General features: G+C 50.7%; 28 protein-coding genes and 1 pseudogene. 16 read left to right on the top strand and 13 right to left on the bottom strand.

Translation table 11 applies throughout. The features are described from left to right. The 5 genes from ACYQ3S_RS10095 to ACYQ3S_RS10075 form a co-directional block, all read left to right on the top strand. On the top strand, positions 1-643 hold a 643-nt coding region (locus tag ACYQ3S_RS10095), incomplete at its 5' end, for a hypothetical protein (protein ID WP_459688879.1). Positions 644-659: 16 nt separating this feature from the next. Next, positions 660-830, top strand: coding sequence for a hypothetical protein (locus tag ACYQ3S_RS10090; RefSeq protein WP_459688877.1), 171 nt, complete (start codon positions 660-662; stop codon positions 828-830). A gap of 264 nt (positions 831-1,094) precedes the next feature. Beyond that, entirely contained in the window at positions 1,095-3,623 is a 2,529-nt protein-coding gene (locus ACYQ3S_RS10085; protein ID WP_459688875.1) for a hypothetical protein, read from the top strand. 97 nt (positions 3,624-3,720) lie between these two features. Then, positions 3,721-4,089 (top strand): hypothetical protein, encoded by a 369-nt coding sequence (locus tag ACYQ3S_RS10080; RefSeq protein WP_459688873.1) that lies wholly within the window; start codon positions 3,721-3,723, stop codon positions 4,087-4,089. A gap of 106 nt (positions 4,090-4,195) precedes the next feature. Further along, entirely contained in the window at positions 4,196-4,987 is a 792-nt protein-coding gene (locus tag ACYQ3S_RS10075; RefSeq protein ID WP_459688872.1) for a hypothetical protein, read from the top strand. Positions 4,988-5,693: 706 nt separating this feature from the next. Here ACYQ3S_RS10075 and ACYQ3S_RS10070 read toward each other — a convergent pair. Together ACYQ3S_RS10070 and ACYQ3S_RS10065 are read right to left on the bottom strand one after the other, a co-directional pair. Next, positions 5,694-6,992, bottom strand: a complete 1,299-nt coding sequence (locus tag ACYQ3S_RS10070; RefSeq protein WP_002586625.1) for a tyrosine-type recombinase/integrase — start codon at positions 6,990-6,992, stop codon at positions 5,694-5,696. 107 nt (positions 6,993-7,099) lie between these two features. Next, positions 7,100-7,774 (bottom strand): helix-turn-helix domain-containing protein, encoded by a 675-nt coding sequence (locus tag ACYQ3S_RS10065; protein ID WP_225363674.1) that lies wholly within the window; start codon positions 7,772-7,774, stop codon positions 7,100-7,102. Between the two features lie 172 nt (positions 7,775-7,946). On the opposite strand from ACYQ3S_RS10065, the gene ACYQ3S_RS10060 reads away from it, so the two are divergent. The 3 genes and pseudogenes from ACYQ3S_RS10060 (at position 7,947) to ACYQ3S_RS10050 (ending at position 9,833) form a co-directional block, all read left to right on the top strand. Further along, positions 7,947-8,162 (top strand): helix-turn-helix domain-containing protein, encoded by a 216-nt coding sequence (locus tag ACYQ3S_RS10060; protein WP_002586623.1) that lies wholly within the window; start codon positions 7,947-7,949, stop codon positions 8,160-8,162. Positions 8,163-8,396: 234 nt separating this feature from the next. Further along, positions 8,397-8,981: pseudogene (locus ACYQ3S_RS10055) on the top strand (MobA/MobL family protein); the annotation flags it as partial. Between the two features lie 3 nt (positions 8,982-8,984). Further along, positions 8,985-9,833 carry a hypothetical protein gene (locus tag ACYQ3S_RS10050; protein WP_459688880.1) on the top strand — a complete coding sequence of 283 codons (849 nt, stop codon included), beginning with the start codon at positions 8,985-8,987 and terminating at the stop codon, positions 9,831-9,833. A gap of 53 nt (positions 9,834-9,886) precedes the next feature. Here the strand turns inward: ACYQ3S_RS10050 and ACYQ3S_RS10045 are convergent, their stop codons facing one another. The 6 genes from ACYQ3S_RS10045 to ACYQ3S_RS10020 all read right to left on the bottom strand — a co-directional run bounded on the left by ACYQ3S_RS10045 (position 9,887) and on the right by ACYQ3S_RS10020 (position 12,762). Next, on the bottom strand, positions 9,887-10,054 hold the full coding sequence (locus tag ACYQ3S_RS10045; RefSeq protein ID WP_074141147.1) for a cysteine-rich KTR domain-containing protein: 168 nt from the start codon (positions 10,052-10,054) through the stop codon (positions 9,887-9,889). Position 10,055: 1 nt separating this feature from the next. Beyond that, entirely contained in the window at positions 10,056-10,448 is a 393-nt protein-coding gene (locus tag ACYQ3S_RS10040) for an arsenate reductase ArsC (RefSeq protein ID WP_002586621.1), read from the bottom strand. A gap of 2 nt (positions 10,449-10,450) precedes the next feature. After that, complete coding sequence (locus tag ACYQ3S_RS10035; RefSeq protein ID WP_002586620.1) at positions 10,451-10,828, bottom strand: thioredoxin family protein; 378 nt, start codon at positions 10,826-10,828, stop codon at positions 10,451-10,453. An 18-nt stretch (positions 10,829-10,846) separates the two neighbouring features. Further along, the gene (locus tag ACYQ3S_RS10030) at positions 10,847-11,860 is read right to left on the bottom strand and encodes a permease (RefSeq protein ID WP_072851497.1); all 1,014 of its coding nucleotides are present in this window, start codon (positions 11,858-11,860) and stop codon (positions 10,847-10,849) included. Between the two features lie 88 nt (positions 11,861-11,948). After that, positions 11,949-12,257: an ArsR/SmtB family transcription factor gene (locus tag ACYQ3S_RS10025; RefSeq protein ID WP_002586618.1), complete on the bottom strand. Its 309-nt coding sequence runs from the start codon at positions 12,255-12,257 to the stop codon at positions 11,949-11,951. 127 nt (positions 12,258-12,384) lie between these two features. Further along, positions 12,385-12,762 (bottom strand): TnpV protein, encoded by a 378-nt coding sequence (locus tag ACYQ3S_RS10020; RefSeq protein ID WP_002586617.1) that lies wholly within the window; start codon positions 12,760-12,762, stop codon positions 12,385-12,387. Between the two features lie 285 nt (positions 12,763-13,047). Here ACYQ3S_RS10020 and ACYQ3S_RS10015 point away from each other — a divergent pair, with 285 nt between their 5' ends. From ACYQ3S_RS10015 to rbr, 5 genes are all read left to right on the top strand, one after another. Continuing rightward, the gene (locus ACYQ3S_RS10015; protein ID WP_459688868.1) at positions 13,048-13,326 is read left to right on the top strand and encodes a hypothetical protein; all 279 of its coding nucleotides are present in this window, start codon (positions 13,048-13,050) and stop codon (positions 13,324-13,326) included. 310 nt (positions 13,327-13,636) lie between these two features. Beyond that, a complete protein-coding gene (gene trhA, locus ACYQ3S_RS10010) occupies positions 13,637-14,290 on the top strand; it encodes a PAQR family membrane homeostasis protein TrhA (protein WP_459688866.1) in 654 nt (217 codons plus the stop codon). 254 nt (positions 14,291-14,544) lie between these two features. Continuing rightward, positions 14,545-15,126, top strand: coding sequence for a hypothetical protein (locus ACYQ3S_RS10005; RefSeq protein ID WP_459688865.1), 582 nt, complete (start codon positions 14,545-14,547; stop codon positions 15,124-15,126). A 135-nt stretch (positions 15,127-15,261) separates the two neighbouring features. After that, positions 15,262-15,648, top strand: a complete 387-nt coding sequence (locus ACYQ3S_RS10000) for a Fur family transcriptional regulator (RefSeq protein ID WP_459688863.1) — start codon at positions 15,262-15,264, stop codon at positions 15,646-15,648. Between the two features lie 74 nt (positions 15,649-15,722). Further along, entirely contained in the window at positions 15,723-16,262 is a 540-nt protein-coding gene (rbr, locus tag ACYQ3S_RS09995; protein ID WP_459688862.1) for a rubrerythrin, read from the top strand. 83 nt (positions 16,263-16,345) lie between these two features. On the opposite strand, the gene cysK is transcribed toward rbr, so the two are convergent. Continuing rightward, positions 16,346-17,278, bottom strand: a complete 933-nt coding sequence (gene cysK, locus ACYQ3S_RS09990; protein WP_459688861.1) for a cysteine synthase A — start codon at positions 17,276-17,278, stop codon at positions 16,346-16,348. Between the two features lie 135 nt (positions 17,279-17,413). On the opposite strand from cysK, the gene ACYQ3S_RS09985 reads away from it, so the two are divergent. Next, positions 17,414-18,136 carry a peptidoglycan recognition protein family protein gene (locus ACYQ3S_RS09985; RefSeq protein ID WP_459688860.1) on the top strand — a complete coding sequence of 241 codons (723 nt, stop codon included), beginning with the start codon at positions 17,414-17,416 and terminating at the stop codon, positions 18,134-18,136. A 42-nt stretch (positions 18,137-18,178) separates the two neighbouring features. Here the strand turns inward: ACYQ3S_RS09985 and ACYQ3S_RS09980 are convergent, their stop codons facing one another. Further along, positions 18,179-18,433: a hypothetical protein gene (locus ACYQ3S_RS09980; protein WP_459688858.1), complete on the bottom strand. Its 255-nt coding sequence runs from the start codon at positions 18,431-18,433 to the stop codon at positions 18,179-18,181. An 83-nt stretch (positions 18,434-18,516) separates the two neighbouring features. Here ACYQ3S_RS09980 and ACYQ3S_RS09975 point away from each other — a divergent pair, with 83 nt between their 5' ends. Beyond that, positions 18,517-18,783, top strand: a complete 267-nt coding sequence (locus ACYQ3S_RS09975; protein WP_307718887.1) for a helix-turn-helix domain-containing protein — start codon at positions 18,517-18,519, stop codon at positions 18,781-18,783. Positions 18,784-18,825: 42 nt separating this feature from the next. Here the strand turns inward: ACYQ3S_RS09975 and ACYQ3S_RS09970 are convergent, their stop codons facing one another. Together ACYQ3S_RS09970 and pepV are read right to left on the bottom strand one after the other, a co-directional pair. Next, a complete protein-coding gene (locus tag ACYQ3S_RS09970) occupies positions 18,826-19,917 on the bottom strand; it encodes a dipeptide epimerase (RefSeq protein WP_459688856.1) in 1,092 nt (363 codons plus the stop codon). A 40-nt stretch (positions 19,918-19,957) separates the two neighbouring features. Continuing rightward, positions 19,958-21,322 (bottom strand): dipeptidase PepV, encoded by a 1,365-nt coding sequence (gene pepV, locus ACYQ3S_RS09965; RefSeq protein WP_459688854.1) that lies wholly within the window; start codon positions 21,320-21,322, stop codon positions 19,958-19,960. A 218-nt stretch (positions 21,323-21,540) separates the two neighbouring features. On the opposite strand from pepV, the gene ACYQ3S_RS09960 reads away from it, so the two are divergent. Further along, positions 21,541-22,704: a DUF819 family protein gene (locus tag ACYQ3S_RS09960; protein ID WP_459688853.1), complete on the top strand. Its 1,164-nt coding sequence runs from the start codon at positions 21,541-21,543 to the stop codon at positions 22,702-22,704. Between the two features lie 50 nt (positions 22,705-22,754). Here the strand turns inward: ACYQ3S_RS09960 and ACYQ3S_RS09955 are convergent, their stop codons facing one another. Next, positions 22,755-23,414: a Crp/Fnr family transcriptional regulator gene (locus ACYQ3S_RS09955; protein WP_459688852.1), complete on the bottom strand. Its 660-nt coding sequence runs from the start codon at positions 23,412-23,414 to the stop codon at positions 22,755-22,757. Between the last annotated feature and the right edge of the window lie 68 nt (positions 23,415-23,482).

Here is a 23,482-nt window from a genome sequence, read left to right as displayed (position 1 = left end):
AGCAAGAGGACCCATAGAAACACAACCTTTCGTGACAACCATTATAACATACCACACGATATGTCAAAATAGGGTAAGAACAATTTCTATTTGTTATCTGAAAATATACACGAAATGTCGCAAGCCCAAAATATTTCCGGTTTTATTGGCTGTGTGGCCCTACACGTTGTTTCTTGGGAAATGGATACAAGGAACAGCTGTAGAAGTTTACTTGCTGGCTACAGTTTTGGTAGTAGCAGCAAATCTGGCTCATGTTGTTTATTTAAAGCGCAAAGGGGACTCACATGAACTGGCCTTTTGGTGTAGAGCGCTTAAATTGGCCCATATTCCGTATTTTTTACTGCTTGGCCTAACACTTTTTGCGCTCCTGTTTATCATTATTGTGCCAACCTTTGTTTTTCTTGTGCCAATATTAGCAGGAATTTTGTTATCAATTTCCTATGCACTGCTGTTGGTAACTTCGGCCTATGGCTTGGCTGCGATCCATCAAGAAAGAAGACGGAACATATTATCCAAACTATATACAGTGGGCATCACGGTTTTACATTTGATATTTGTAGCTGATGTAATCGGCGCGTGTCTGATTTATGGAAAATTGAAACAAGATCAGCGGAATGAAATAGAAGAAATATCGGTAAATTGAATTAAAAAAGGAGGTAATGTTTCCAGCGAGACGGCCGGCGCATGAGTTGATGTGGGGCATGGATATGAGCGGCGGCAGAAAGAGAAGAAAACGCAGTGTTTTTCATGTTGGCATTATGGCAGGTTTGACAGGACTGTACTCTATGTTCGTTCGTGCGGGTATTCTGCTGGCGGGCGAGATGGTTTGAGGGAATGTCGGACTTGAGTAGAGTTCTTGTACTGACGTTGATGGTGGATATATTTTTAGGCAAGGTATCAGAGATCATGTTTACAATGGAGTGCTATTCTGTTCAAACGCGGAAAGGGCAAAATTTTGTTAACGGTGTGCTTCAGTGCTCCTCTGTAGCCTGCCATATGATGGAGCATATGCTGCATTTTTAATAAATATTGTATTTTTGTCTAGTGCAAAAACATGCCGACATGAGATGTACGAATGGAAAAGGAGCTTTCAAATGGTAGAGATAGAAGAATTGTACCACTATTTTCAGGAGAAGAACAACTGCTCCGTCACCTATGAGGACGGACTTTTGACGATTACCCTTTCAAGTAGGGGCGAAGCCCGCATTTGTGGGCAGCGAACCCAGCTGTTGATTCGCGGCAAAGTATACGATGAGTTCGACTGGGACGAAGAGGATGACATAGACGATCTGGTGTTGATCGTGGAGAATTTTGCGGCCCATTTAGAGCGTATGGGCCGCGATGGAAATGCAACTTACCGAGCCGCAAGTGAGTCCGCTTCCTCTCGAAGCATATGGGGATTTATATTCATGCTTTTGGGGGGGCTGATCTGCATGGTGATGATGGGAAGAACAGGAGATGCCCGATGGCTGGCAACGCTTTTTATATGGCCCCTTGTGGCGATAACGTTGCTGGTGATGATACTCCGAAGCACGTTTTCCCGATATTGGGTGTGTCCACAGTGCGCCAAGCCGCTACCGTTAATTCGGAGAAAACTGCTTCCGCGGATGGAATATACCGCCCGCTGCCCTAAGTGTGGGTATGATTTGGAGCAGATCGTTTCAGTAGAACAACTGCGGGACGAGGAGTTGTGCGCCGCATCAGCGCCCTCTGTATCTGTAAGTTTGTGGCCCGCACGGATCTGCGGCTGGGTGGGGGTGGCATTTGCGGCATTCATGGCACTACTGGTAGTGGTGGATTGGGAGGCCGGTAACGATATTGGAGTTGCCTTGGGATTAGTAGTACTGATATTATGCCTGGTGGTCAATCTGCAGCTGCTTCTCCGTCGCGCTCCCAGTTTGACAGAGTCCCTGCAACCCATGGTGGTGGTGCGGGAAAGCCGCCCAGTGGTCTGGGTCGGCATCTTCCTGTGGCTGATAGGAATTGCACTTGTTTTTGGCGGGACTGCGGTTGCGTTAGCGACACCCCAGGAAGCCGAATATGTGGTGTTTATGGGGGGCACGGGGCTGGTATCGCAGTTCACCGGCGTCTGGATGCTCCTGGCCTGCTGCAACCGGGTTTTGTACATTTGGGACGAGCCTTCCCTTGCCTGTGTGGTATATATCAGCAGTTGGGGTCGCCTGCGCCGCTTTGAAACAAGGCGAATCGCTTCTACCCTGCTGACCTTTAACAGTGCCATTCATTTGCTGGATGAAAACGGGAAAAAACTGGCCTCTGTGGAGACCAACATGTACGGCGTAGGCCGCTTGCTGGATTGGTTGGAGATGCGGGATCTGCTTCCTACAATGTCCGAAGCAATGCAGAAGCAGGCTGAACAAAAAGGGGTTGCTGAACCGAAGACCGTTGCCTGGCGGGAAGAGTACCGCACCCGCTGGCACAGCCATCTGAAAGCCATTCGAGCAGGGATGTGGGCCGCCATAATCTTGTTGGGGATTGGCGGCGTCCTGCCGGCCGTCCTGTATCTGAAGGGCGTGCTCAAATTCACCGCTATGATTCGGCTGCTGACGCTTGCGCCACTATTGTTTTTGTTGTTCTGCTTTATTTTTTCTCCGGTACTGCTGTTTGGGAGCCGTCCCAAAGGCGCTACGGAAGAGTGGAATGCGATGCATATCAAGGTACCCGTTGGATGGCTGTTTCTGTGTGCGCTGATATATTGGGAGCAGATTGATAATCTTTGGTCGCGCTGGATATTGCAGATAGCCGAAGATGGCTGGAACTGGGTTGGCCAGGCTATGCTTCTGGTGGTTGTATTGACCGTTCTGTTCGCACTGGCGACGCCCCGCCGCCTGCGGCGGGATTCCACCCTGATCATGGGATTTCTACTGCTTTCGTTCTCTTTTCCTATCGTCTATGGAGTCAATCTGATGCTTAGCGGCCCGGCTCTTCACTCCCCATTAGTGATCCTGGACAGCCATGCCGCAGACCCAGAGGTTAAGGGGGACGAGCACACCCTGACCGTACGGCTGAAGGATGGCTGCGAGACAGAGATGTATGTGTTTGACTTCGACTATGATGCGGCAATGTCCGGTGAAGAACTGGTGCTTTGCTCGAAAGAGAGTCCGCTGGGGATTACCTTTGTGGATATTCATAGGCCAGAAACGGAATACAGAGAAGAAAACGCTATGACAATCTCTGATTTTACAAAAGAAGTAGAAGAAAATGAAACAGAAATGCTGATGGGTGGAAAATTGGTGAATCTAAATTTGGAACCTGTCCTTGCTTACGGTAGAATGCGCGCCTTGTTTGGGGAACCGAACTACGAAAGTCAGAATTTTGAAATGGCTTATACCTATATCCTGTCGTGCCAGCCAGGGTCTTCTCAAAAAGTATATCTGCATGTTTATGAGGGAAGCGGCGGACCCGCCATTGGCGGACAGTATGATGAGAGAAGTCAGCAGGCTGCCGAAGCGCTGAAGAAACTGTTGGAATCTTCCGATGAGGTTGTAGATTATCAGTACGAGGGATATTACCCGGACGCCGGAGTAAAAATCTGGATGGGTATTGAAAACGGCGTCCCCTATTTTCGTGAAGAAAGGTGCGATGAAATTCCGGATATCCTTTGAGATGAGGCAACAAGAAAACATGAAGAATCCATAATTTTTTAATGGAAGAAGTTATTAGAAAAAAGATTGTAAAAACACAAAATCAAGGAGGAATTCAGTGACATTTTATGAGCAAATGGTTCCTGCGCTTTCTGCGCTTTTGAAAACGGGAGAAATTTTGGAAACACCGATTTATGGCACCCTGATTCGAAAAGGGGATCACGCCTTTGGGTACTTTGGACTGACCAATGCTGCCATTCTGGTTGCGCTTCTACAAGGAAGCTCGAAAAAATTGGGCTTAAGCGGACGAATCCCCTTAAACAGCATTCAGCGTACAAATGTAAGAAAAAGGCTGTTTCTGCCTGTGTACATTCTGCGTTTAGAGCTTGCAGAGGGAATCGTTATTAAGATCCAGGCATCCAAGAAAGTAATTGGGTTTGATGCACAGGAGAAAAATTTGGATACTTTTTTATCATGTTTCCAATAATAGTTCCCAAGTCTGCTTGTATCTACTATATAATTGCGAAGAGGCATGTACTGAATCCCAGAATTCCTATGGGATAAGAAAAAACGATAAAAAGAAGTGATATGATATGAAAGTATGGATGACTGAGCAAGTGAAGCAAAATAAAAAATATGCGTTCAGAGAACTTGCTATCCTTGTGGCAGAGTTGGGTGGCAGCATAGCCGTGTTCGCGGGAGTTTCTGCGTTTCTGAATATAAAGAAATGGGATGATGATAGCCGCATTTCAGTAATTGTAATGGCGATGGTAACCATTGCTTTATTCCTCTTTGCATGGATTAGCTCAAGGCGTAGTAATAATACGCTAATTTTTTGTAGAGATAATGAGTGGCGGTTGTTTGCCTTGGATCTGGAAAGGCTTGAAAAGCATTGCCAGACACTTGGAGGTACGGCGATTCAGAAAGTAGTGATCGGACAAAAACTGAAGCGGCTAAAAAATAGCAATACGCTGGAAAAAGTAATGGAAACGCCAAACAGCCTGAAACCCCTTGCCCCAGAGATTTTAGAGGTATTAAGGATTCGCCAGCGAGGGAATTGTTGGAAACTATTTTGCAAGGTTCGTACGTTGGAAGGAAAAATAGAAGTATATCCATATACGATCTGGCATGGATATGAAGATGAAGAGTCGTTATTGAATGAATTGGAGAGACATCAGACTTTGCGGGCAGACGGGACCGCAAAATCCTATATGGGATACTGGTTTGGTCTCATTTTGAGCTTTCTTGCTCTGATTTTAGAATGGGTGCTTTTGTTCTTGAGTATGCCTGCTGTCGCAATACTTCCAGATTGGCTATTTTTATTTTGTATTGGTACATATATCATTCCGTTGATTGCAGCCGTATATTTTTGGAGAAACTGGTAAAATGCATCAAAGAGATAGGTCTCCAAATCTAGGACTGAACGCTTGTTTTTAAGTTAAGCACCGAATCGGGCAGAGTATGAGCATATGCAAAGTACTCAACATGGGCAAAGAGTAGGTGAGGTTTTGGAGTGGTCAAAAGGACGGGTAGAGGTATGTCGCCTACAATTGAATATATCAGAGCAAACCCTTAATGCAAAAAGGAACGGTCACACATTGGTTACATTTTTTTTAATTTGTTATCCAATATCACAGAAAGAAAAATTATTGCAGGTGACGAATGTATCCTTAAAAATATTTGTGGAAAATTTATTTGATATATCAATGAACCTTTACATAATGAATGGATTGCGGCGCATGAAAAAGACGCGAAGCGATCCAAACACGCCAGACAGACCGCAGAGATTCACTACACCGATATGGAGGCTACAGGCTCCCTGAACGCTGCGAAAAGTGCATAGGAAAAGGTGGATATTGCGGCCTTAAATCTAGTCCCAATTCGACTTTGTGTTCCCAGCTTATGACGAGATGTAGATTTGTTCACAAGTTTGTGTTATTTTTTTCTCAGTGAAACAGAGCGATAAATTAGAATTTAACTATCTAATCCTCAAAAACCATTGATTTTTCAAGGCTTCACGCCTGTTTTTCATTCAAACCTTATCTGTTTGCCCTTGTTTTTGCCCTTACGAGCCGAAACAAGGGCAACTTTTTATTCCCCGCCGACCACCTTATCCAGCAGCCTTGCGGAAGTGCGCTTCGCTTCCCTTGTAGAGTGAGCGTAGATGTTCATTGTGGTACTGACATCGGAGTGTCCGAGAAGTTCCTGCACATCTTTCGGCTTTGCGCCGCCGGAAAGCAGATTGCTTGTGTAGGTGTGACGGAGCGTGTGGAAATGGAAATCTTCAAGCCCTTTCACTTTCTTCTTTGCCGCCCTGCACATAATCCCTACCGTACTCGGCGCTTCATACGCCCCGTCTGCTCTCAGGCAGACAAAGGAGATTTCCTTGTAATCCTCCGGGACTTCCTCTGTCCTTTGCAGGCTGTAAACCTCATAATAGGTGCGCCCTTTTTCCTTTACTTCTTTGTAGTAGTTCAGGTGATAAAACTCCCCGTAGCGGAAACGGTTTTTGCGCTGTTCTGTTCTCGCCGCCCGCAGGATTGCCGCCAGCGTGTCGCAGAAATCAACGGTGCGGACTTTGCTCCGTTTTGTCGTTCCCACTTCGGTTGTGTGCCTTGTTCCGTTATAGCGCATGCTTCGGCGTACCGTGAGATATTGTTCCTCAAGGTTAATATCCTGCCAAGTCAAGCCGCATACTTCCCCGATACGAAGCCCCGTGTAGTACGCTATCTGCACAGGCAGCAAGGCGGGATTATCTTTTGCCTTGAGAAATTCCTCCAGCTTTTGGAACTGTTCATGGGTGATAGTAGGAATACTGGAAGTATCTTCCTCACTGTCCGAGAAAATATCCGTTTCCTGCTTCCTGCCCCTCAGCTTCACATACTGCATAGGGTTAAAGGTAATCAGTTTTTTCGGGAAAACCGCAAAGCGGAAGGAATTTTGCAACACCGCCGAGAACAGGAGCATATATCCTTTGCTCATGGGCTTTGAAGTTGTCCCGTCCGGGTTTGTCCCACCGTAGCTCAGAAAATCAATGAACGCCTGCAAATGGTCGGCGGTCACGGTTTTCAGCTTGCGTTTGCCAATGGGATATTGCTTGATACGGTTGACCGTTCCCTGATAGGACATGACCGTCCCGTTGCTTAAGTTGCCGGGTTTCAGTTCTTCCTCTACCCACATATCCAGCATATCGCCTACCGTGATGTTTTCCGCTTTCCCGACAAACTGCTTTTCCTCATAGTCCGCTATCGCTTTGCGGAGCATGGCTTCTGTTTCCGCCTTGCTCTCTGTGCCTGCAAACTCTTTCTGCACTTTTCTGCCGCTTTCATCTTCAATATAAAAGCGTCCGTACCACTTTTTGCCTTTCTTTCTTACAGAACCTTTTGCCATAGATAAAAAACTCCTTTCTATCCGTGGCAATCGGGACTGTGACATATGGTGTGCGTAAAGTAATTGTGTCACTTCCGCCAGTGAAAGTCAACTGGCGTCTTTACTTGTCAAGGTGCCACGGAATTTTCTTTTTCGGAAAGCCTTTCTTCGGCTTCCTCCACTATCCCGAAAAGTGCGCCCATCGACATTCTTGTGCGCCCCTCATCGTGGATATGTAAAATCCCGTCTAAAAACCGTTTCATATCCTCAATCGGTACTTCCATCTTCTTGCGGTATACCTGTTCCATGATTGCCCCGGACTCTATGGCGTACCGTCCAAGAGACTCTTTCAGCCCTTTGTCCTCCGCCACACGGTCAACTTCCTCCATAGCATCAGCAAAGTAGCAGGTCATAACCGTATACAGGTCAACCATCTTGCCGAGAAATGTCGTGAGAAGCTGCTGGTGCGGCTCGCCCTTTACTGTATAGGAAACTGTGTCCAGATATTTCCTGATGTGTTCCTCAATATCCCGCTGGCAAAGAGTATAGGTGTCATATTCCTTATCATCGGAAAGACCTGTCAGCCATTCGGGAGTTGTGAGCAACGCTTCCGCAAGACCGTTGATAACCATTGTGCGCTTCGGATCAACTCCGTCCGCTTCATACCGCTGAATGGTGGATTTGTTCACGCCTACACGCCTGCCAAGTTCCGGCATGGTAATGTTTAACTCTGTGCGGCGTTCCTTAATCCTCCTACCGACCTGTTTTGCGGTGAATGTGGTTTCTTTTTTCAAGGTGTTCACCTCCTGACTGGTATCAGTATAACACGCCGATACTTATTTTGCAACCTTTATCTCAATGAAAGTTGTAAATAAACTATGAATGGTTGCAAAATAGGTTGACAAGAGATGGCAGAATAAGTATAATGATAAAACAGTAGTTGCAAAATGAGTATTCTAAAAGGAGGTTGATAGAATGAGCGCAGTCAAAATGGGACTTACCATAGAGGAAGCCGCAGAATGTACGGGTATCGGCAGGAACACCATGCGGAAGCTGGTGGAATGGGGAAAGCTGCCCGTCCTCAAAGTGGGGCGCAAGACCATTATCCGCAGGGACACGCTGGAACGGTTTCTGACGGTCAATCAGGGAAGAAATCTTCTGAAGCCCGATGATGTCCGCAGAGTGGAATGACCATCCATTCTCTTTTCGGAAAGTAACCCTAAGCCCTCGGCGTTTGAGAGCGAAATACACCCCTCGCACAAATCTTCGATTTGTACTCCGGGTATTTCGCCCTTGCAGGGGGCTTCCGTATCAACCGCCTGCGGCGTATGATACGGGGCTGTCACCGCTGCCGCAGCGACAGCCACAACCGTAAACGGTTGCAAAAAAAGGACGCACCTTGACAACAGAAAACGGAGATGATGTATGCCGAGACACAGTTTTATCCAGATGTCAAAACTGCCCAATGTCAAAGGGCGAATATCGTATATTACAAGCCATGCAAGGCAGGAAAATCTCTATGCCACCTACCGCACCGCCGACAGCACCTTTTGGAGCAACCTTGCAAGGGAAAGCCAGCAGGAGTTTCAGCGCAGCGGCACAGAGGGCAAATGTATCGAAGCAAGGGAACTGATTATCGCCTTGCCCGAAATCTATACGCAATACGAGCCGCAGCAGGTACTCACGGACTTTACAGAGGAGTTCCGCAGGCGGTACGGTGTGGAGTGCGTGTCCGCCCTCCACCACAACAAGCGCAAGACAAATTATCATATCCATCTGATTTTCAGCGAGAGGAGGTTGCTCCCCGAACCTGATGTAAAGGTTGCTTCCCGCAGCGTGTTCTTTGACGAGACTGGAAAGCGTGTCCGCACCAAAAAGGAAATCACGGGGGAGGACGGGCAGATACGGAAAGGCTGTACCGTCATCAAAAAAGGCGAGGTATACGAAAGCCATCTGTTTACTACCAAAGATACACGCTTTAAGGGAGAGCCTTTTCTCCGAGAGATAAAGGAAGTGTATACAGAACTTATTAACTGCCATATCTCCGATCCTGAGCAGCACTTAAAGGTATTTGATAAAAACAGCGTCTATCTTCCGGCCAAGAAAATCGGCAAAAATAATCCCAAAGAGGACGAAATCAAAGCCGATAATGCCGCAAGGCAGGAATGGAACAGGACAGCGGATATGGCGTTATTATCAGGTATCTCCGAAGCAAAGATTTTAGAAGTCAAGCAGACAGAGATACACGAAAAGGCGAGCCAGTCTATCAAAAGCAAGGGCTGGCTGCCGGGTCTGTTCCGCAGTATCGTAAACAAGGCTAAGGACTTCCTGCAAAACTTAATCCGTGAACACGATATGCCGCCGAAGCCTGTCCTTGAAATAGATATGGCAGAGTTCCGTACCATGCAAAAGCTGATGATAAAGGCGCAGGATAAGGCGAAAGAAATCCGGCATTTGCAGGATACGGTACTTCCGAAGCTGAAACAACAGCTTGCCGATACAAAAGGGATTTTCAAGGGTAAGGAGCGCAAGGCGCTCACAGAGCAGATACAGCGGACAGAAAAGGAAATCGCTGAAAAGCTGGATAAACTGCCCGATGTTCTGAAAGAGGACGGTTATCCCGATGTGCAGGCGTACATGGCAACCTACCGTAAGGCGGAGGCTGTTGTGGAGCAGTTCAATCGTGACCTTGCCGCATGGGAGCAACAGGTCAGGGAAAAACAGAAACCCGCCAAAAAAGAGCAGGCAAAGCCGCCTGAACGAGAGAGCGTGCTGAAACGCCTGCGTCAGCTTCAGGCGGAGGGTAAGCAGAGAAACCAGCCGAGACAGAGAAAGAAATCCTTTGACAGAGACAGCCGATAGGCACGAAAAACCGCCGCTATGGTATCACCCATGCGGCGGCATACATAAAAATCTTATTTGTGTTCTGCAAGCGTGACTTTCATATCCTGAGCATTGATGCTTGTTTCCTTTTTGCACTTCGGACAGTAGAGAGGGAAGTTTCTTAATTCTGTATCTTCCCGTATCATTGTGCGAGTTTTATTGCCGCAGATAGGGCAATATATCCATTCTGTGGCTTTCATGTTACTTTTCTAATTTCAAGTCTTTTATTTTTTGAGATATTCTCTCAATGACCTGTATAAAACATTCATCACTTTTGCCCGTCGGATCGGGAAGTCCCCAATTATCATCAAACGCTCTACCGATATAGGGACAACCGACATCACACCCCATTGAAATCGCAATATCGGGCGTAGGGATTTTATCAATCGTCTTGCTATACTGGCTTTGCTCCATATCTATCCCATAAAGCTGTTTCATAAGCCGCACAGCGTCCTGATTGATTTGTGATTTTGTTTCTGTTCCGGCAGAATAGAAATCAAACTTATCTCCCGCCAAATGTTTTCCAAGTGCTTCTGCAATCTGACTGCGGCAGGAGTTATGCACACAAATAAAGGCTACCTTTTTCTTATCCATCGTTAAAACCCCAGCTTGTGCAGCAGAGCAACCACATCAGCAGCTTTCAAAACCTTACCCATAGCAACAACCTTTTCGTTGACAACAAGGGCAGGCATACTCATAACACCGTATTCCATTACTTTCTGCATATCGGTAATGTATTCGACCTCTACGGAAAGTCCCATATCCTTTACTGCCTGCTTTGTGTATTCAAATTGTTCGTGACAGGATTTACAACCTGCCAACACTTTGATACAGCAGATTTCTCCCTCTTTCAAATCAGGACAGCAATCGTTTGTAATGCTTTCTGCTTCGCTGGCAGCACAACCGCAGCTACAAGCGCAAGCAGGTGTTTTCTTTTCTTCTTCCTTTTTCTTTCCAAAGTTAAATAATGCCATAATAATAACCTCCTAAAATTAAACAATTAAATATTGTATTGCGTTGAAAAGATAGCCTACAATAATAATACCAGCAGCACATATTCCAATGAAAATACCAAGCAGTTTCGGTTTGACCGCCTTGCGAAGCATAATCATTGAAGGGAGCGAAAGCGTAGTAACGCCCATCATAAAGGAAAGGACAACGCCGAGCAAAGCACCTTTTGCAAGCAGGGCTTCTGCAATCGGAATTGTACCGAAAATATCCGCATACATCGGAATACCGACTATCGTAGCAAGAATTACGCCAAACGGATTATTTTCGCCAAGTGCTTTGACAATAAATTCTTCAGGAATCCAGTTGTGAATGAAAGCACCAATGCCCACGCCGATCAGAACATAAGGAGCAACCTTTTTAGCGGTTTCAACAACCTGTTCCCACGCAAATTTCATACGGTCTTTGAAATGCAGTTCCTCCTGCGGAACATCAATCGAGTGACCGTTTCGGATATATTCTTCCACTTGATTATCGAGGTGCAACTTTTCAATTAGCGTTCCGCCAGCCACAGCGATTACCAAACCGAATATTACATATAAAACAGCAACTTTCCAGCCGAAAATACTCATCAGTAAGACAAGGCTTCCGAGGTCAACCATCGGCGAAGAAATCAAAAAGGAGAATGTAACGCCAAGCGGCAAACCTGCGCTTGTAAACCCGATAAACAACGGAATGGAAGAACACGAGCAAAACGGTGTTACCGTACCGAGCAGAGCGGCGATGATATTCGCCCATATTCCGTGAAATCTGCCGAGTATCTTTTTAGCTCTTTCGGGCGGGAAATAACTTTGAATATACGAGATAATCAAAATCAAAACGCCGAGCAGTACCATAATTTTTACAGTATCATAGATGAAAAACTGAACACTTCCTCCTATTTTGCCCGTGGTATCTAAACCGCAAGCGTTCAAAAATGTTTCAATGAGGCGATTCAGCCAGTTCATACCAAGGACTTCATTTTGAAAAAAGTCCCAAATTGTTTTTAGTGTCTCCATAAAAAGCCCCTTTCATATAGTTATATTGAAATATGTCGATTTATCGTCCCGAATATAAGCCGTGCGGAAAAGCAATCAATAAACTTCCTCACTTTTCACAGCACGACTTGTTTTCGCTTTCAACATCAAGTGTTGTCAACTGCCGCAAACATTCTTTTGCCTGCTCCACACCTTTTTCTGAAATAGAATAGTGTGTCCATTTTCCCTCTTTGCGCCCGACAACTATTTCAGCGTCACAAAGAATTTTCATATGGTGGGAAAGCGTAGGCTGCGTGACATTGATTTCTTCTAGCAACTTGCAAGCACATTTTTCACCTGAACGCAGCAGTTTTATAATCCTAATGCGGTTTTCATCACAAAACGCTTTGAAAATTGCCGCAATTCTTTTTTCATCCATCTCTCTCAATCACCTCCTATAGATAAATGTCTATGTGTTATTATATGCAACACATAGAAAAATGTCAATATATTTTTTTGATTTAAGTGAAACAGCGGTAGGAAAACTAAATCCTACCGCTGTCTTCTTATGCAAAGATGATTTCTTTTTCCACAATCTCCTTTGCACACGCCCGTATGTTATTCATTCTCTGTGTCCATTCCAAAGCGTTTTCCGCCTTTAACTGCTCCGTAATACCCTGCACCCGTTTCATCTGCTCTGTGAGCCTTTCCATGCGTTCCTGCGCCTGCCTGTCGATGTCAGCAAGGTAATTGTTCAGTCTGCCGCTTGTGAACAAGGTTATGTAGGTGGCTCGGCGGTATTCTTTCAGATACCGCAAGTGCCGCTGTCCCCACAAACCAATAGGCTGTTCTTTTTCGGCTGGTAAGATAAGACATGGGATATAATAATCTCCTTGCAGTTCATACCACAGACCATTTTTATCATCGTAAATGTACTTGTCCATTGAAAAATCCTCCGTTATAATATATTCGCACATACATCACAGTTCTCCGATTGCCACACTTTGTTATATCTTGTTATGAGATTTTCTTGCCCTTGTATTTGCCCTTATGAGCAATGAGGGAAAGAGTAAACTTGTGTGTAACCGTATAAAGAGATAAGGCAGACACATTGCGATAAATCCTTTATTTTCAAGGCTTTTGGAGGATTTTATTAAAACACTGTAACCTCTGTTGAGAGGTCATAATTTACTGATATTCAAATTGATATTTGTGAGGGAGGATAATATATGGAATTTCCTTTTTATGATGCACCAAACACAGCAACCATAATCTGTTGTCATGTAATGAATGGGGAAGAACCTATTTTATTTGTATCACATGATGAGGATGACGGTATGTGGCAATTCTTATGTGGAAAAACACATGAAACAGATGCCGCAAGATTAGTTTCTTTGAAGTTCGTTTTTGAGTTAGACAATTCCATTGGTACTTTAGCAGATATGCCTTGCGGTTATTATGCAACAAGAGAAAAGCAAGGGGGAATTTGGGTGATTAGAAAGTATTAAATTCCAGTTTATAAAGCAGTATTACAATAAAACTAAAAAAACCACCCACAAGGGGCAACCAAAAAAATCGGTTGTCCCTTTTCTATGCGGCAGACAGAAGAAGCGACCAGCTATATGCTCGTCCGGGGCTAACGATAGCTCCAGGAACACAAAAGGGAATTGGGAGTAAATCAATACCTCTGATCGGGTGTATTTTTTGCTTGCAGGGGAAAAATGTTTACAAAACAGTGCTTGCATTTTTTGAAAAATATAGTATCATAGAATATATAAAATAGTTTTACAGACTATATTAAATCAAGGAGGAAACAATATGCCCCGCGTATTCCAGAAAGCCAGGGAGCCGTTTTCCAGTTATTCGCATTTTGTCGGCGCGGTGCTCAGCGGGCTTGGCTTGCTGATCGTACTGGTACGGCTGCTGTTCGGCAGTGCGGTATCGGGTTCGCTGGCTGCTGCGGCCGTTATCTTCTGCCTTTCCCTGATCGCGCTGTATTCCGCAAGCAGCGTGTACCACTTTTCCGAGAAGGGAGAAGCCGTGGTGCGGCGCCTGAAAAAGCTGGATCACAGCATGATCTATGTGCTGATCGCGGGAAGCTATACCCCGATCCTTCTGCGCTATATGCCGGCGCCGCGCAGCTTTGTGTTTCTCGGTGCGGTCTGGCTGGTTGCGCTGGCCGGTATCGCGGTCAAGCTGCTCTGGATCGATGCGCCGCGATTGATCGGTACTGCGTTGTATTTAGTGCTTGGCTGGGCGATTGCCTTTGACTTTGGCGCGGTGCTGTCCATGCCCGTACCGGCGATCGTCTTGCTGGCGGCGGGCGGTCTATCCTATACCGTGGGCGGTATTATTTATATGGCGAAGAAACCAAATCTCGGACCGCTGATCGGCTTCCACGAACTGTTCCACCTGTTCGTGATCGTGGGAAGTCTGTGTCACTACGCGATGGTTTTTTGGTATGTGCTGTGATACCGCCTTTGAGCGGAATATACAAACCTGCCAGTAAAAAACGCGAAAACTGCACAGCGCAGGGGGAAGCGGGACCGCTTTTCCCTGTCATAAATGCACACAAAAAGAAAAAGATTGTAAATTTTGTATAAAAACAAAATGGCGATTTGTACAAAACCACTCAATTGCTGTTGCAGGCAAACAAAAAAGCATGGTAAAATATTTGTCAAGAAATGAGAAATTTGGTAATTTTACTTGGCAAAAGGATGAAATCAATGAAGCAGATGCAGATAAACAGGCAGGATGCCCGTCAGTCGGTATGCACCGAAATAAAGGGCGGCTGGAGCCTCCTGCGCACGACCGACTGTGCGGAGGAGCGCGAATATGCGCTGCGGGCGCACCGGAAAACCGACCGGACCCTGCGTATACTCGAGCAGACCCTGTATGCCATGCTGGAAGGCCTGTCTGTTGCGGTGCTGGTGGAAGACGATGCCGGCCGGATTGCGCATATGGCCATGCAGGCGGTAAAGGAGCAGGCGCCGGATTGCCGGCTGCTGGCGCGTGCCGGCGGGACCGCGTTTGTCGCGCTGCCGGAGCCGGACGACTGCCGGACTGTGGTGGAGAAGCTGGCAGAATTGTCGCATGGCCGTGACGACGTCCGGATCCGGATCGCCGGCTATATGGGCGCGTGCCTGCCGGAAGTCCGTTTCGCGGGCCTGCTCAAGGGCGGCGCGGACGTGGAGCTGCTTTACACAGGCGGAGCGCGTCCGGAACTGCGGTTCCGCACGCGGCGGGAGCATATGACCGCGGATGCGGTATGGATGCGCCTGTACCCCTGCTGGCAGGCTGCGGCATAAAAGGGAAACCGTTTTTCCATGCACGATATGGGAAAACGGTTTTTTTATTTTATTTTCGGGAATACTTGACAAGAGCAGAAAAGAGGAGTAAAATATTAATTAATATAAGATATTAATTAGAAAGAGGGTGACATTATGCAGACCAGAAATACTGTACAGCGTCAGATCGTCCTGCAGGCGGTATTGCGCATGCACGACCATCCAACGGCGGATACTGTATATGCGGCGGTTGCGGCGGAGCACCCGTCGATCAGCAAGGCCACAGTATACCGCAATTTGAACCAGCTGGCCAATCAGGGAGAGATTCGCCGTGTTCCTGTTCCAAACGGGGCGGACCGCTTTGATTTCAATACCGAGGAGCATTACCATGTCCGCTGCAGCGGCTGCGGCGCGGTGTTCGATGTGTATATGCCACATATCGATAACCTGATCGAGCGCATCGACGATGCCTCCGGCGTTTCGGTGCAGCGGTATGATATTCTGTTCGAGGGCCTTTGCCCGCAATGCGGCGGCAAGGCGTAAGCGGTGTTATTTTGGCGGCGGAAACGCCGTTCACAAATAAAAATCCTGTAAAAAACGAGAGGAGAAATGTTATTATGGCAAATTTAAAGGGCAGCAAGACGGAAGCAAACCTCCAGACCGCTTTTGCGGGCGAGTCCATGGCGCGCAATAAATACACCTATTTTGCATCCAAGGCGAAGAAGGACGGCTACGTCCAGATTGCGAAGATTTTTGAGGAAACCGCGAATAACGAGAAGGAGCATGCGAAGATCTGGTTCAAGCTGCTCAACGGCGGCATCGACGATACCGCGGCCAACCTGAAAGCGGCGGCCGAGGGTGAGAACTACGAGTGGACCGACATGTACGCGACCTTTGCCAAGGAAGCGCGTGAGGAAGGCTTCGACGATATCGCGTTCCTGTTTGAAAAGGTCGGTGAGATCGAGAAGGAGCATGAGGCCCGTTACCTCAAGCTGCTCTCCAACGTGGAGAACAAGGTGGTATTCTCCCGCGACGGCGACTGCATCTGGCAGTGCTCGAACTGCGGCCACATTGTTGTCGGCAAGCAGGCGCCCGAGGTATGTCCGGTTTGCGCGCATCCGCAGGCTTACTTTGAGATCAAGGCGGACAACTATTAAGATATAAGACGCTGCGCATCTGTTCCGAACGCGCAGGATGAAATAAGAAACACCGCGGAATTTTGATTCCGCGGTGTTTTTTTTCAGTTTTCGGCGAACAACGGGGTGGAGAAATACCGCTCTGCGGTATCCGGCAGGACGGTAACGACCGTTTTGCCGGTGCCGAGCTTTTTGGCAAGCTGGATGGCGGCCGCGACGTTCGTGCCGCTCGAAATGCCGCACATCAGCCCCTCGAGCCGCGCAAGGTCCTTGGCGGTGCGGAGCGCCTCCTCATCCGTAACGATGTAGAGGTGGTCGTAGATTTTGGTGTTCAGGTTTTTGGGGATGATGCCGTCGCCAATCCCCATTTGCAGGTGGGTGCCGATTGAACCGCCCGACAGGATGGCGGCGTTCTCCGGCTCGACCGCCCAGATTTCGAGCTGGGGGTTCTGCGCCTTGAGCACCTCGCCGATGCCGCTGATCGTGCCGCCTGTGCCGAAGCCGGAGCAGAACCCATCAATCGGGGCGCCGACCTGCTCCAGAATCTCGGTTGCGGTATGGTGCCGGTGGACCGCGGGATTTGCGGGGTTGTCAAATTGGCCAGGAACAAAGACCTTCGGGTCATTTTTGGCCATTTCGTCCGCGATTCGCTGGCATTCCGCGATACAGTCGCCGATATTGCCCGCGTCATGTACCAGAATGACTTCGGCGCCATAGTGCTGCACCAGCTTGCGGCGCTCCTCGGAAACCGAATCCGGCATGATGATTTTGACCGCGTAGCCCTTGACCGCGCCGCACAGCGCCAGGCCGATGCCCTGGTTGCCGCTGGTCGGCTCGATGATGACCGTATCCGGCTGGAGCAGCCCGCGGCGCTCGGCGTCCTCCACCATATTGAGCGCGGTCCGCGTTTTGATCGAGCCGCCGACATTAAGCCCCTCGAATTTGACGAGTACCTCCGCGCAGCCCGCCGGAACCATACGGTTCAGGCGAACCATGGGCGTATGGCCGACTGCCTCGAGGATGTTACTATATACCATCGAAAAATCTTCCTCTCAAACGTGTCTACCCCACATTATAGCACAACTTTTTGCATAAGCATAGAACAGATTGACCAAATTGTGTCAATCCGCACGGCTTTTTTTGGAGTTTATGCAGGGAGGAGGTGAAATGTGATGGAGATACATTTTAAGCAGGCGAACAGCGGCAACTATCTGCCCGCGTCGCGCGGCAAGGGGGATATTCAATACATAGTGATCCATTTTACAGCCAACGACGGGGATACCGCGCAAAACAACGCCGATTATTTCGCGCGGGAGGATATCTCGACCTCGGCCCACTATTTTGTGGACGAAAACGAGGTCTGGCAGAGCGTTGCCGACCATGATATCGCCTGGCACTGCGGCACGAAAGGGACCTATTACCATCCCTACTGCCGCAATGCCAACAGCATCGGCATTGAGATGTGCAGCCGGCTGCAGGATGGAAAATACTACTTCCGGCAAGGCACAATCGAAAACGCGGAGGCGCTGGCGCGCATGCTGATGGAGAAATACGGCATCGGGGCCGATCATGTGGTGCGCCATTACGATGTGACGCACAAGACCTGCCCCGCGCCGTATGTAGAGAGCGCGGCGGCATGGAACGCATTCAAAACCGGATTGACAGGGAAGGAGGAGGACGATATGACGGCGGACGAGGTAAAGCGGCTGATCGAGCAGAGCAGAACGGTTTACGGGACAGTGGACGCGGTGCCTGACTGGGGACGCGCGACGGTGGAAAAGCTGGTGCGCAACGGCTGGCTCAAGGGCGAGGGGGACGACAAGGGCCTGAACCTGTCCGAGGACCTGCTGCGCACGCTGGTTATAAATGACCGAGCGGGCATTTATGGGGAATAAAGTGGAAAAAGCGGCGGAAATGCAGGATTTCCGCCGCTTTTGTCAGGTTGAGGTATGCATGGCCTGTTGCCGCACCGCCTGCTGCTGCACGTTCCACCAGCACAGCCCGCAGAGGAACGCGGCGCGCACCGCCTCATTGACATAGTCGTTGGCGAGCGTTTCCAGCTCGAAAGCGGCCGGCTGCTGGTCGAGCAGTTTGTAGAACGCGCTGGACTCGGCTTCGATCTCGTTTTGGAGGCGTTTGTAAAGCGGAGATTCCAGCCAAAGCTCATACTGCCCATGTAGATAATTGTACATTTGTTATTCACCTCACCTTGTATTGTACTAAAGATAGTACAATATAGCAATGGTAAATATGTACTAAAAAATGAACATATATTGTGCAATTTTATGTGTGGTGCTATAATGATAAAAAAGGTGGTGAGTGTTTGCCAATTTGTTATAATAAGCTGTTCGCTACGATCAAGCAGCGGGGAAAAACAGAATATTACCTCCGAAAAAATGGTATTAGTCCGTCTATCTTGAGCAAATTGAAGAATGGGACAGGCGGTATTGATGCGCGAACAATAGAAAAGCTCTGTAAGCTGCTGGATTGTCAACCAGGAGATTTGATGGAATATAAAGAAAGCCCTCAGTCATCCGACTGAGGGCTTTTTGTCAGCGGCTTCCGGTGCCGCGGGCTTATGTAATCAGTCCAGATAGGTGATTTTTTCAATCCCCTTGATGCCCAGCCCCGGCTCGTCGGAAACCGTGATGTCCTTTTCATGGAACACCGCGCCGCCGAGGATGGGGTCCTCGGTGCAAAGCACCGGACCGTCCAGGTCGATTTTGGTGATGACCTGCTTGGCACAGGCCAGATGGATGGCCGCGTTGACGCTGACCTTGGCCTCCAGCATACAGCCGAGCATGCACTCCACGCCGTATACCTCAGCCGCGGACGCGATCTTGAGCGCGTTGTACAGGCCGCCGGCCTTCATCAGCTTGATGTTGACCAGGTCGGCCGCGCGCATCTGCATGATGGTCAGCGCGTCGGCCGGCCCCTGCACGCTTTCGTCCGCCATGACCGGAATGGAAACGTTGTCGGTCACATACTTCAGGCCGGTCAGGTCGTGCTGCGCGACCGGCTGCTCGACAAATTCAATATCCAGACCGGCGTCCTCCATCTGGCCGAGGATGCGCACGGCCTCCTTGGGCTTCCAGCCCTGGTTGGCGTCGATGCGGAGCTTGACGCCCTGGCCGACCTCGGCGCGGATGGCCTGCAGGCGGCGCAGGTCGAGCGGCGCGTCCTTGCCGACCTTGCACTTGAGGCAGTCGTACCCGCGGTCCACGGCGTTGCGCGCGTCGCGCGCCATTTCCTCCGGATCGTTGACGCTGATGGTGATATCGGTCACGATTTGGCTGCGGCTGCCGCCGAGCATCTTGTATACCGGTATGTGGTAAAGCTGGCCGTACAGGTCCCAGAGCGCCATATCGACCGCGGCCTTGGCGCTTGTGTTTTTCAGGATGCAGCCCTGCAGGGCGAACATCAGGTTTTCAAAATCGTCCACCTCGCGGCCGAGCAGGGTGGGGGCGATGTGGTCGCGGATCGCGCCGATGATCGCGCCCGCGGTATCGCCCGTGACCGCGCCGGTCGGGGGCGCCTCACCGTAACCGACCGCGCCGGTGTCCGTGTGTATCTCAACGATCACGTCCTCGACGGAGGAGACCGAGCGCACCGCGGTCTTGAACGGCACGCGCAGCGGGACAGAAATGCGCCCCAGGCGGATATTGGTGATCTTCATACTGGTTCAGCTCCTTTTGGCATAGTCGTGTGTGGACGGGTCAGCGGGCCAGCTCGTACATTGCCGCCGCGATGATCTCCGCGTTCTGGATGAGGCGCTCGACCTCCATATATTCATCCGGCTTGTGCTCGCGTATCTCGTCGCCGGGGAAGATCGGGCCGAACGCGACCAGATTGGGGATGGATTTGGCGTAGGTGCCGCCGCCGATGGATTTCAGGACCGCCTTTTCGCCGGTCTGCTCCTCGTAAACCTGGGACAGCTTGCGGATCAGCTCGCTTTCCGGCGGCATATAGATCGCGGCCTTGTGCTTCATTTTTGTCTCGTGGAAGCCGCCGAGCGCGAAGGCGCGCTCCATGCGGGGATGCGCGTCGTCATAGGTTTTGGTGACCGGATAGCGCACGGAAAGCGTGAGCGACAGCGTTTCCTCCGCAAAGGCCGCCACGCCGAGGTTGACCGTCAGGTCGCCCGAAAGGTCGTCGCGCATGGCAAGGCCGAGGGATTCGCCGTGCGTTTCCATGCCGATGCGTCCGGCGAGGAACGCCATGCAGTCGGCCAGCTCGCCCTCGAGCGGGAGCTGGGTAAGCGCCAGCGCCAGACGGCCGATGGCGTTTTCACCCTGCTCGGGCGTGGAGCCGTGTGCGGATACGCCCTGCGCCTCCACGCGGATGCCGCCCTCGATCGGCGTCACCGTGACCTTGCTGGCCTGGATGCGCGCCGCCGCGTCGGCCGGACAGGCCAGCTCGGCCATCGCATAGGCAGGGGAGACGTTGGCGGCTGTGCCGCCCTCGAACCGGAGCAGGCGGCAGGGGCCGGTCTGCTCCAGCCTGCGGGCGTAGGCGCAGTTCATGATGCCCTTTTCCCCGTTGATGATCGGGTACTCGCCGTCCGGCGTGAAGCCCATGACCGGCGTTTCGCCGCCATGCGCCAGATACCACGCCATATCGTCGCAGCCGGTCTCCTCGTTCGTGCCGAACAGAATGCGGATGCGGCGGGAGGGGACGAAGCCCGCGTCCTTGAGCGCCGCCAGTGCGTACAGCGCGGCCACGGTCGGTCCCTTGTCGTCCATCGTGCCGCGGCCGTAGATGCGCCCGTCCTTGACCTCGCCGGAGAACGGCGCGGCGGCGCTCCAGCCGTCGCCGGCCGGCACAACGTCCAAATGGCCGAGCACGGCGATCATTTCCTCGCCCTCGCCGTATTCGCACCAGCCGACGCGATCGTCCATATTCACGGTGGGGAAGCCCAGGCGCTCGCACAGCGCGAGCGTTTCGTGCAGGCAGCGCGCGACCTCGCGGCCGTAGGGCGCGCCCGCCTCGGGCGTTCCCTCAACGCTGGGGATGCGGATGAGGGCGGCCAGGCTTTGCAGCAGCTCATCCGTATGCGCGCGGATATAGGGCTTAAAGTCCATATTTATATTCCTCCTTTGGTTATTAACGGCTTATTAACGGTTCCATATCATATTGTACAGGATAAAACGAGAATTTGCAAACCCATCTGTGCAGTTTGCTTGTAATTATCTTGCAAAAAGCCGCGGGATACGGTATACTATTACTGTCATCTGTCAAGGCGTGCGGAGCCGGCGCAGGTGGGAAAAGAGAATGAAAAAGAAATGAGGGAGGAAACCTAATGATAACAAACGGTTTTACTTACTTTGCGGTGCTGGCATTTCTGGCCGCAGTGCTGGTGGGTGCGGAAAAGCTGACCAAATGGAAGTTTTTCAAGTTTATCCCGCCGGTCGTGCTGCTGTATTTGCTGACGATGCTGCTGTGTACCGCGGGGGCGTGGGATATGGAGGCGACCTCGGCGGCATACGGCGCGCTGAAAAATAATATCCTGTACGCCATGCTGGTGCTGATGCTGCTGCGCTGCGATATCCGCAAGGTGCTCAAGCTCGGCCCCCGCATGCTGGGCGGCTTTTTCGCGGCGAGCCTCTCGATCGCGATCGGCTTTGTTCTGACCTACGCGATCATGCATGGCCAGCTCGGTTCGGAAGCATGGAAGCCCCTGGGCGCGCTTTGCGGAAGCTGGATGGGCGGTTCGGGCAACATGATCGCGGTGCAGGCCGCGCTGAACATACCCGAAGCGGATATGGCGTATGCGCTCGTGATCGACTCGATCGATTACTCGGTGTGGGTCATGTTCCTGCTGTGGGCGATCTCGTTCGCGCCGCAGTTCAACAAGTGGACCAAAGCCTCCACCGCAACGCTGGACGAGGTTTGCGCCCGTCTGGAAGCAGAGCAGAAGGAGGAGGACAAGCATATCACCTTTGCCGGCCTGCTGTTCCTGATCGGCGGCGCGCTGCTGGTTTCCGCAATCGGGCAGAACGTTGGCACGGCGATCAACGGCGTCGCGCCCTGGCTGGATAAGGCGACCTGGACGGTGCTGGTGGTCACGGTGATCGCGCTGGTTGCGGCGGTCACGCCGATCGGCAAGATCGCGGGCGCGGCCGAGCTGTCCAACGTGCTGCTGTACATGGTCATCGCGCTGCTGGCGTCCCGCGCAAGCCTGCTGGAGCTGACGGAAGCGCCGGTGTGGATTATTTCCGGCTTTATGATTCTCGGAATACACGGGATTATTCTGGTTGCCCTGGCGAAAATCTTCAAGCTGGATATGTTCACCTGCGGCGTGGCTTCGCTGGCCAATATCGGCGGCACGGCCTCCGCGCCTATCTTGGCCGGCTCGTATTCCGGCGCACTGGTGCCGGTCGGCGTCCTGATGGCGCTGATGGGCTATGTCATCGGAACGGGCGGCGGTATTCTGACCGCGAATATCATGAAATTTTTTGCATAACGATCTCTTTTCCAAATGGAAAGCGGCTGTCCGGTTCGGACAGCCGCTTTTTATTTTCGGTGCAGAACAAAGTGGTTTTTACGGAAGGAGAGCAGCCCGTCCCGCCGTATTTTGCTCAGTTCGTTCGACAGGGCGCTGCGGTCCGCGCCGAGATAATCGGCAAGCTGCTGGCGGTCGAACGGGATATCGAACGTATCGCAGCCGTTCTGCACGGCCTGCGCGGACAGATAGGACAACAGCCTGCCGCGCAGGGATTTCGGCGTTGTGTGGAAGATCTTTCGCGTTAAGGTCAGGTTTTTCCGCGCGGTCACGTCGAGCAGGTTGCGGAGCAGGATGCCGCGCCCGCTGTCCTTCCGACCGGCGGGCGCGAGCAGGCGGTCCATGGGCAGGAACAAAACCTCGGACGGTTCGGCGGCGACCGCGCTGACCATCATAGGCGTGCCGGGGACGCAGGCGTAGGTTTCCGCAAACACGGCGCCCGGGCCGATATGGTCCAGAATGGTTTTGTTGCCCCAGGCGTCGTCGCGCTCAATGGTCACGCCGCCGGACAGCAGGATGCAGAGCGCGTGGGCCGTATCCCCGACCCGATAGACCGGACGGCCTTTTTCGTAGGAGCGGCGGTAGGCGTGCAGCTGTTCCAGCAGCGGCGGCAGCTTTGCTTCCGGCAGCCCCTGGAACAGACGGCAGCGCATAAAAACGGATGCTTCCATATTTCCTCCTGTTTTGTTGTTACAACAACATACGGTGTGCTACCAGTATAGTAAGATAGGAGCATAAA

It is taken from the genome of Agathobaculum sp. TL06, from assembly GCF_054658635.1.
Note: the sequence above shows the minus strand (reverse complement) of the source record. Positions and strands in the feature narration are given on the sequence as shown.

Excerpts from the sequence above, each read along its gene's own strand:
- ACYQ3S_RS09955 (WP_459688852.1), bottom strand. The coding sequence starts at position 23,414 with ATGGAAGCATCCGTTTTTATGCGCTGCCGTCTGTTCCAGGGGCTGCCG.
- ACYQ3S_RS10085 (WP_459688875.1), top strand. The coding sequence starts at position 1,095 with ATGGTAGAGATAGAAGAATTGTACCACTATTTTCAGGAGAAGAACAAC.
- ACYQ3S_RS10000 (WP_459688863.1), top strand. The coding sequence starts at position 15,262 with ATGCAGACCAGAAATACTGTACAGCGTCAGATCGTCCTGCAGGCGGTA.
- ACYQ3S_RS09960 (WP_459688853.1), top strand. The coding sequence starts at position 21,541 with ATGATAACAAACGGTTTTACTTACTTTGCGGTGCTGGCATTTCTGGCC.
- ACYQ3S_RS10075 (WP_459688872.1), top strand. The coding sequence starts at position 4,196 with ATGAAAGTATGGATGACTGAGCAAGTGAAGCAAAATAAAAAATATGCG.
- ACYQ3S_RS09985 (WP_459688860.1), top strand. The coding sequence starts at position 17,414 with ATGGAGATACATTTTAAGCAGGCGAACAGCGGCAACTATCTGCCCGCG.
- ACYQ3S_RS10035 (WP_002586620.1), bottom strand. The coding sequence starts at position 10,828 with ATGGCATTATTTAACTTTGGAAAGAAAAAGGAAGAAGAAAAGAAAACA.
- pepV (WP_459688854.1), bottom strand. The coding sequence starts at position 21,322 with ATGGACTTTAAGCCCTATATCCGCGCGCATACGGATGAGCTGCTGCAA.
- trhA (WP_459688866.1), top strand. The coding sequence starts at position 13,637 with ATGCCCCGCGTATTCCAGAAAGCCAGGGAGCCGTTTTCCAGTTATTCG.
- rbr (WP_459688862.1), top strand. The coding sequence starts at position 15,723 with ATGGCAAATTTAAAGGGCAGCAAGACGGAAGCAAACCTCCAGACCGCT.
- ACYQ3S_RS10020 (WP_002586617.1), bottom strand. The coding sequence starts at position 12,762 with ATGGACAAGTACATTTACGATGATAAAAATGGTCTGTGGTATGAACTG.
- ACYQ3S_RS10040 (WP_002586621.1), bottom strand. The coding sequence starts at position 10,448 with ATGGATAAGAAAAAGGTAGCCTTTATTTGTGTGCATAACTCCTGCCGC.
- cysK (WP_459688861.1), bottom strand. The coding sequence starts at position 17,278 with ATGGTATATAGTAACATCCTCGAGGCAGTCGGCCATACGCCCATGGTT.
- ACYQ3S_RS09970 (WP_459688856.1), bottom strand. The coding sequence starts at position 19,917 with ATGAAGATCACCAATATCCGCCTGGGGCGCATTTCTGTCCCGCTGCGC.
- ACYQ3S_RS10060 (WP_002586623.1), top strand. The coding sequence starts at position 7,947 with ATGAGCGCAGTCAAAATGGGACTTACCATAGAGGAAGCCGCAGAATGT.
- ACYQ3S_RS10070 (WP_002586625.1), bottom strand. The coding sequence starts at position 6,992 with ATGGCAAAAGGTTCTGTAAGAAAGAAAGGCAAAAAGTGGTACGGACGC.
- ACYQ3S_RS09980 (WP_459688858.1), bottom strand. The coding sequence starts at position 18,433 with ATGTACAATTATCTACATGGGCAGTATGAGCTTTGGCTGGAATCTCCG.
- ACYQ3S_RS10025 (WP_002586618.1), bottom strand. The coding sequence starts at position 12,257 with ATGGATGAAAAAAGAATTGCGGCAATTTTCAAAGCGTTTTGTGATGAA.
- ACYQ3S_RS10030 (WP_072851497.1), bottom strand. The coding sequence starts at position 11,860 with ATGGAGACACTAAAAACAATTTGGGACTTTTTTCAAAATGAAGTCCTT.
- ACYQ3S_RS10045 (WP_074141147.1), bottom strand. The coding sequence starts at position 10,054 with ATGAAAGCCACAGAATGGATATATTGCCCTATCTGCGGCAATAAAACT.
- ACYQ3S_RS10005 (WP_459688865.1), top strand. The coding sequence starts at position 14,545 with ATGAAGCAGATGCAGATAAACAGGCAGGATGCCCGTCAGTCGGTATGC.
- ACYQ3S_RS10090 (WP_459688877.1), top strand. The coding sequence starts at position 660 with ATGTTTCCAGCGAGACGGCCGGCGCATGAGTTGATGTGGGGCATGGAT.
- ACYQ3S_RS10015 (WP_459688868.1), top strand. The coding sequence starts at position 13,048 with ATGGAATTTCCTTTTTATGATGCACCAAACACAGCAACCATAATCTGT.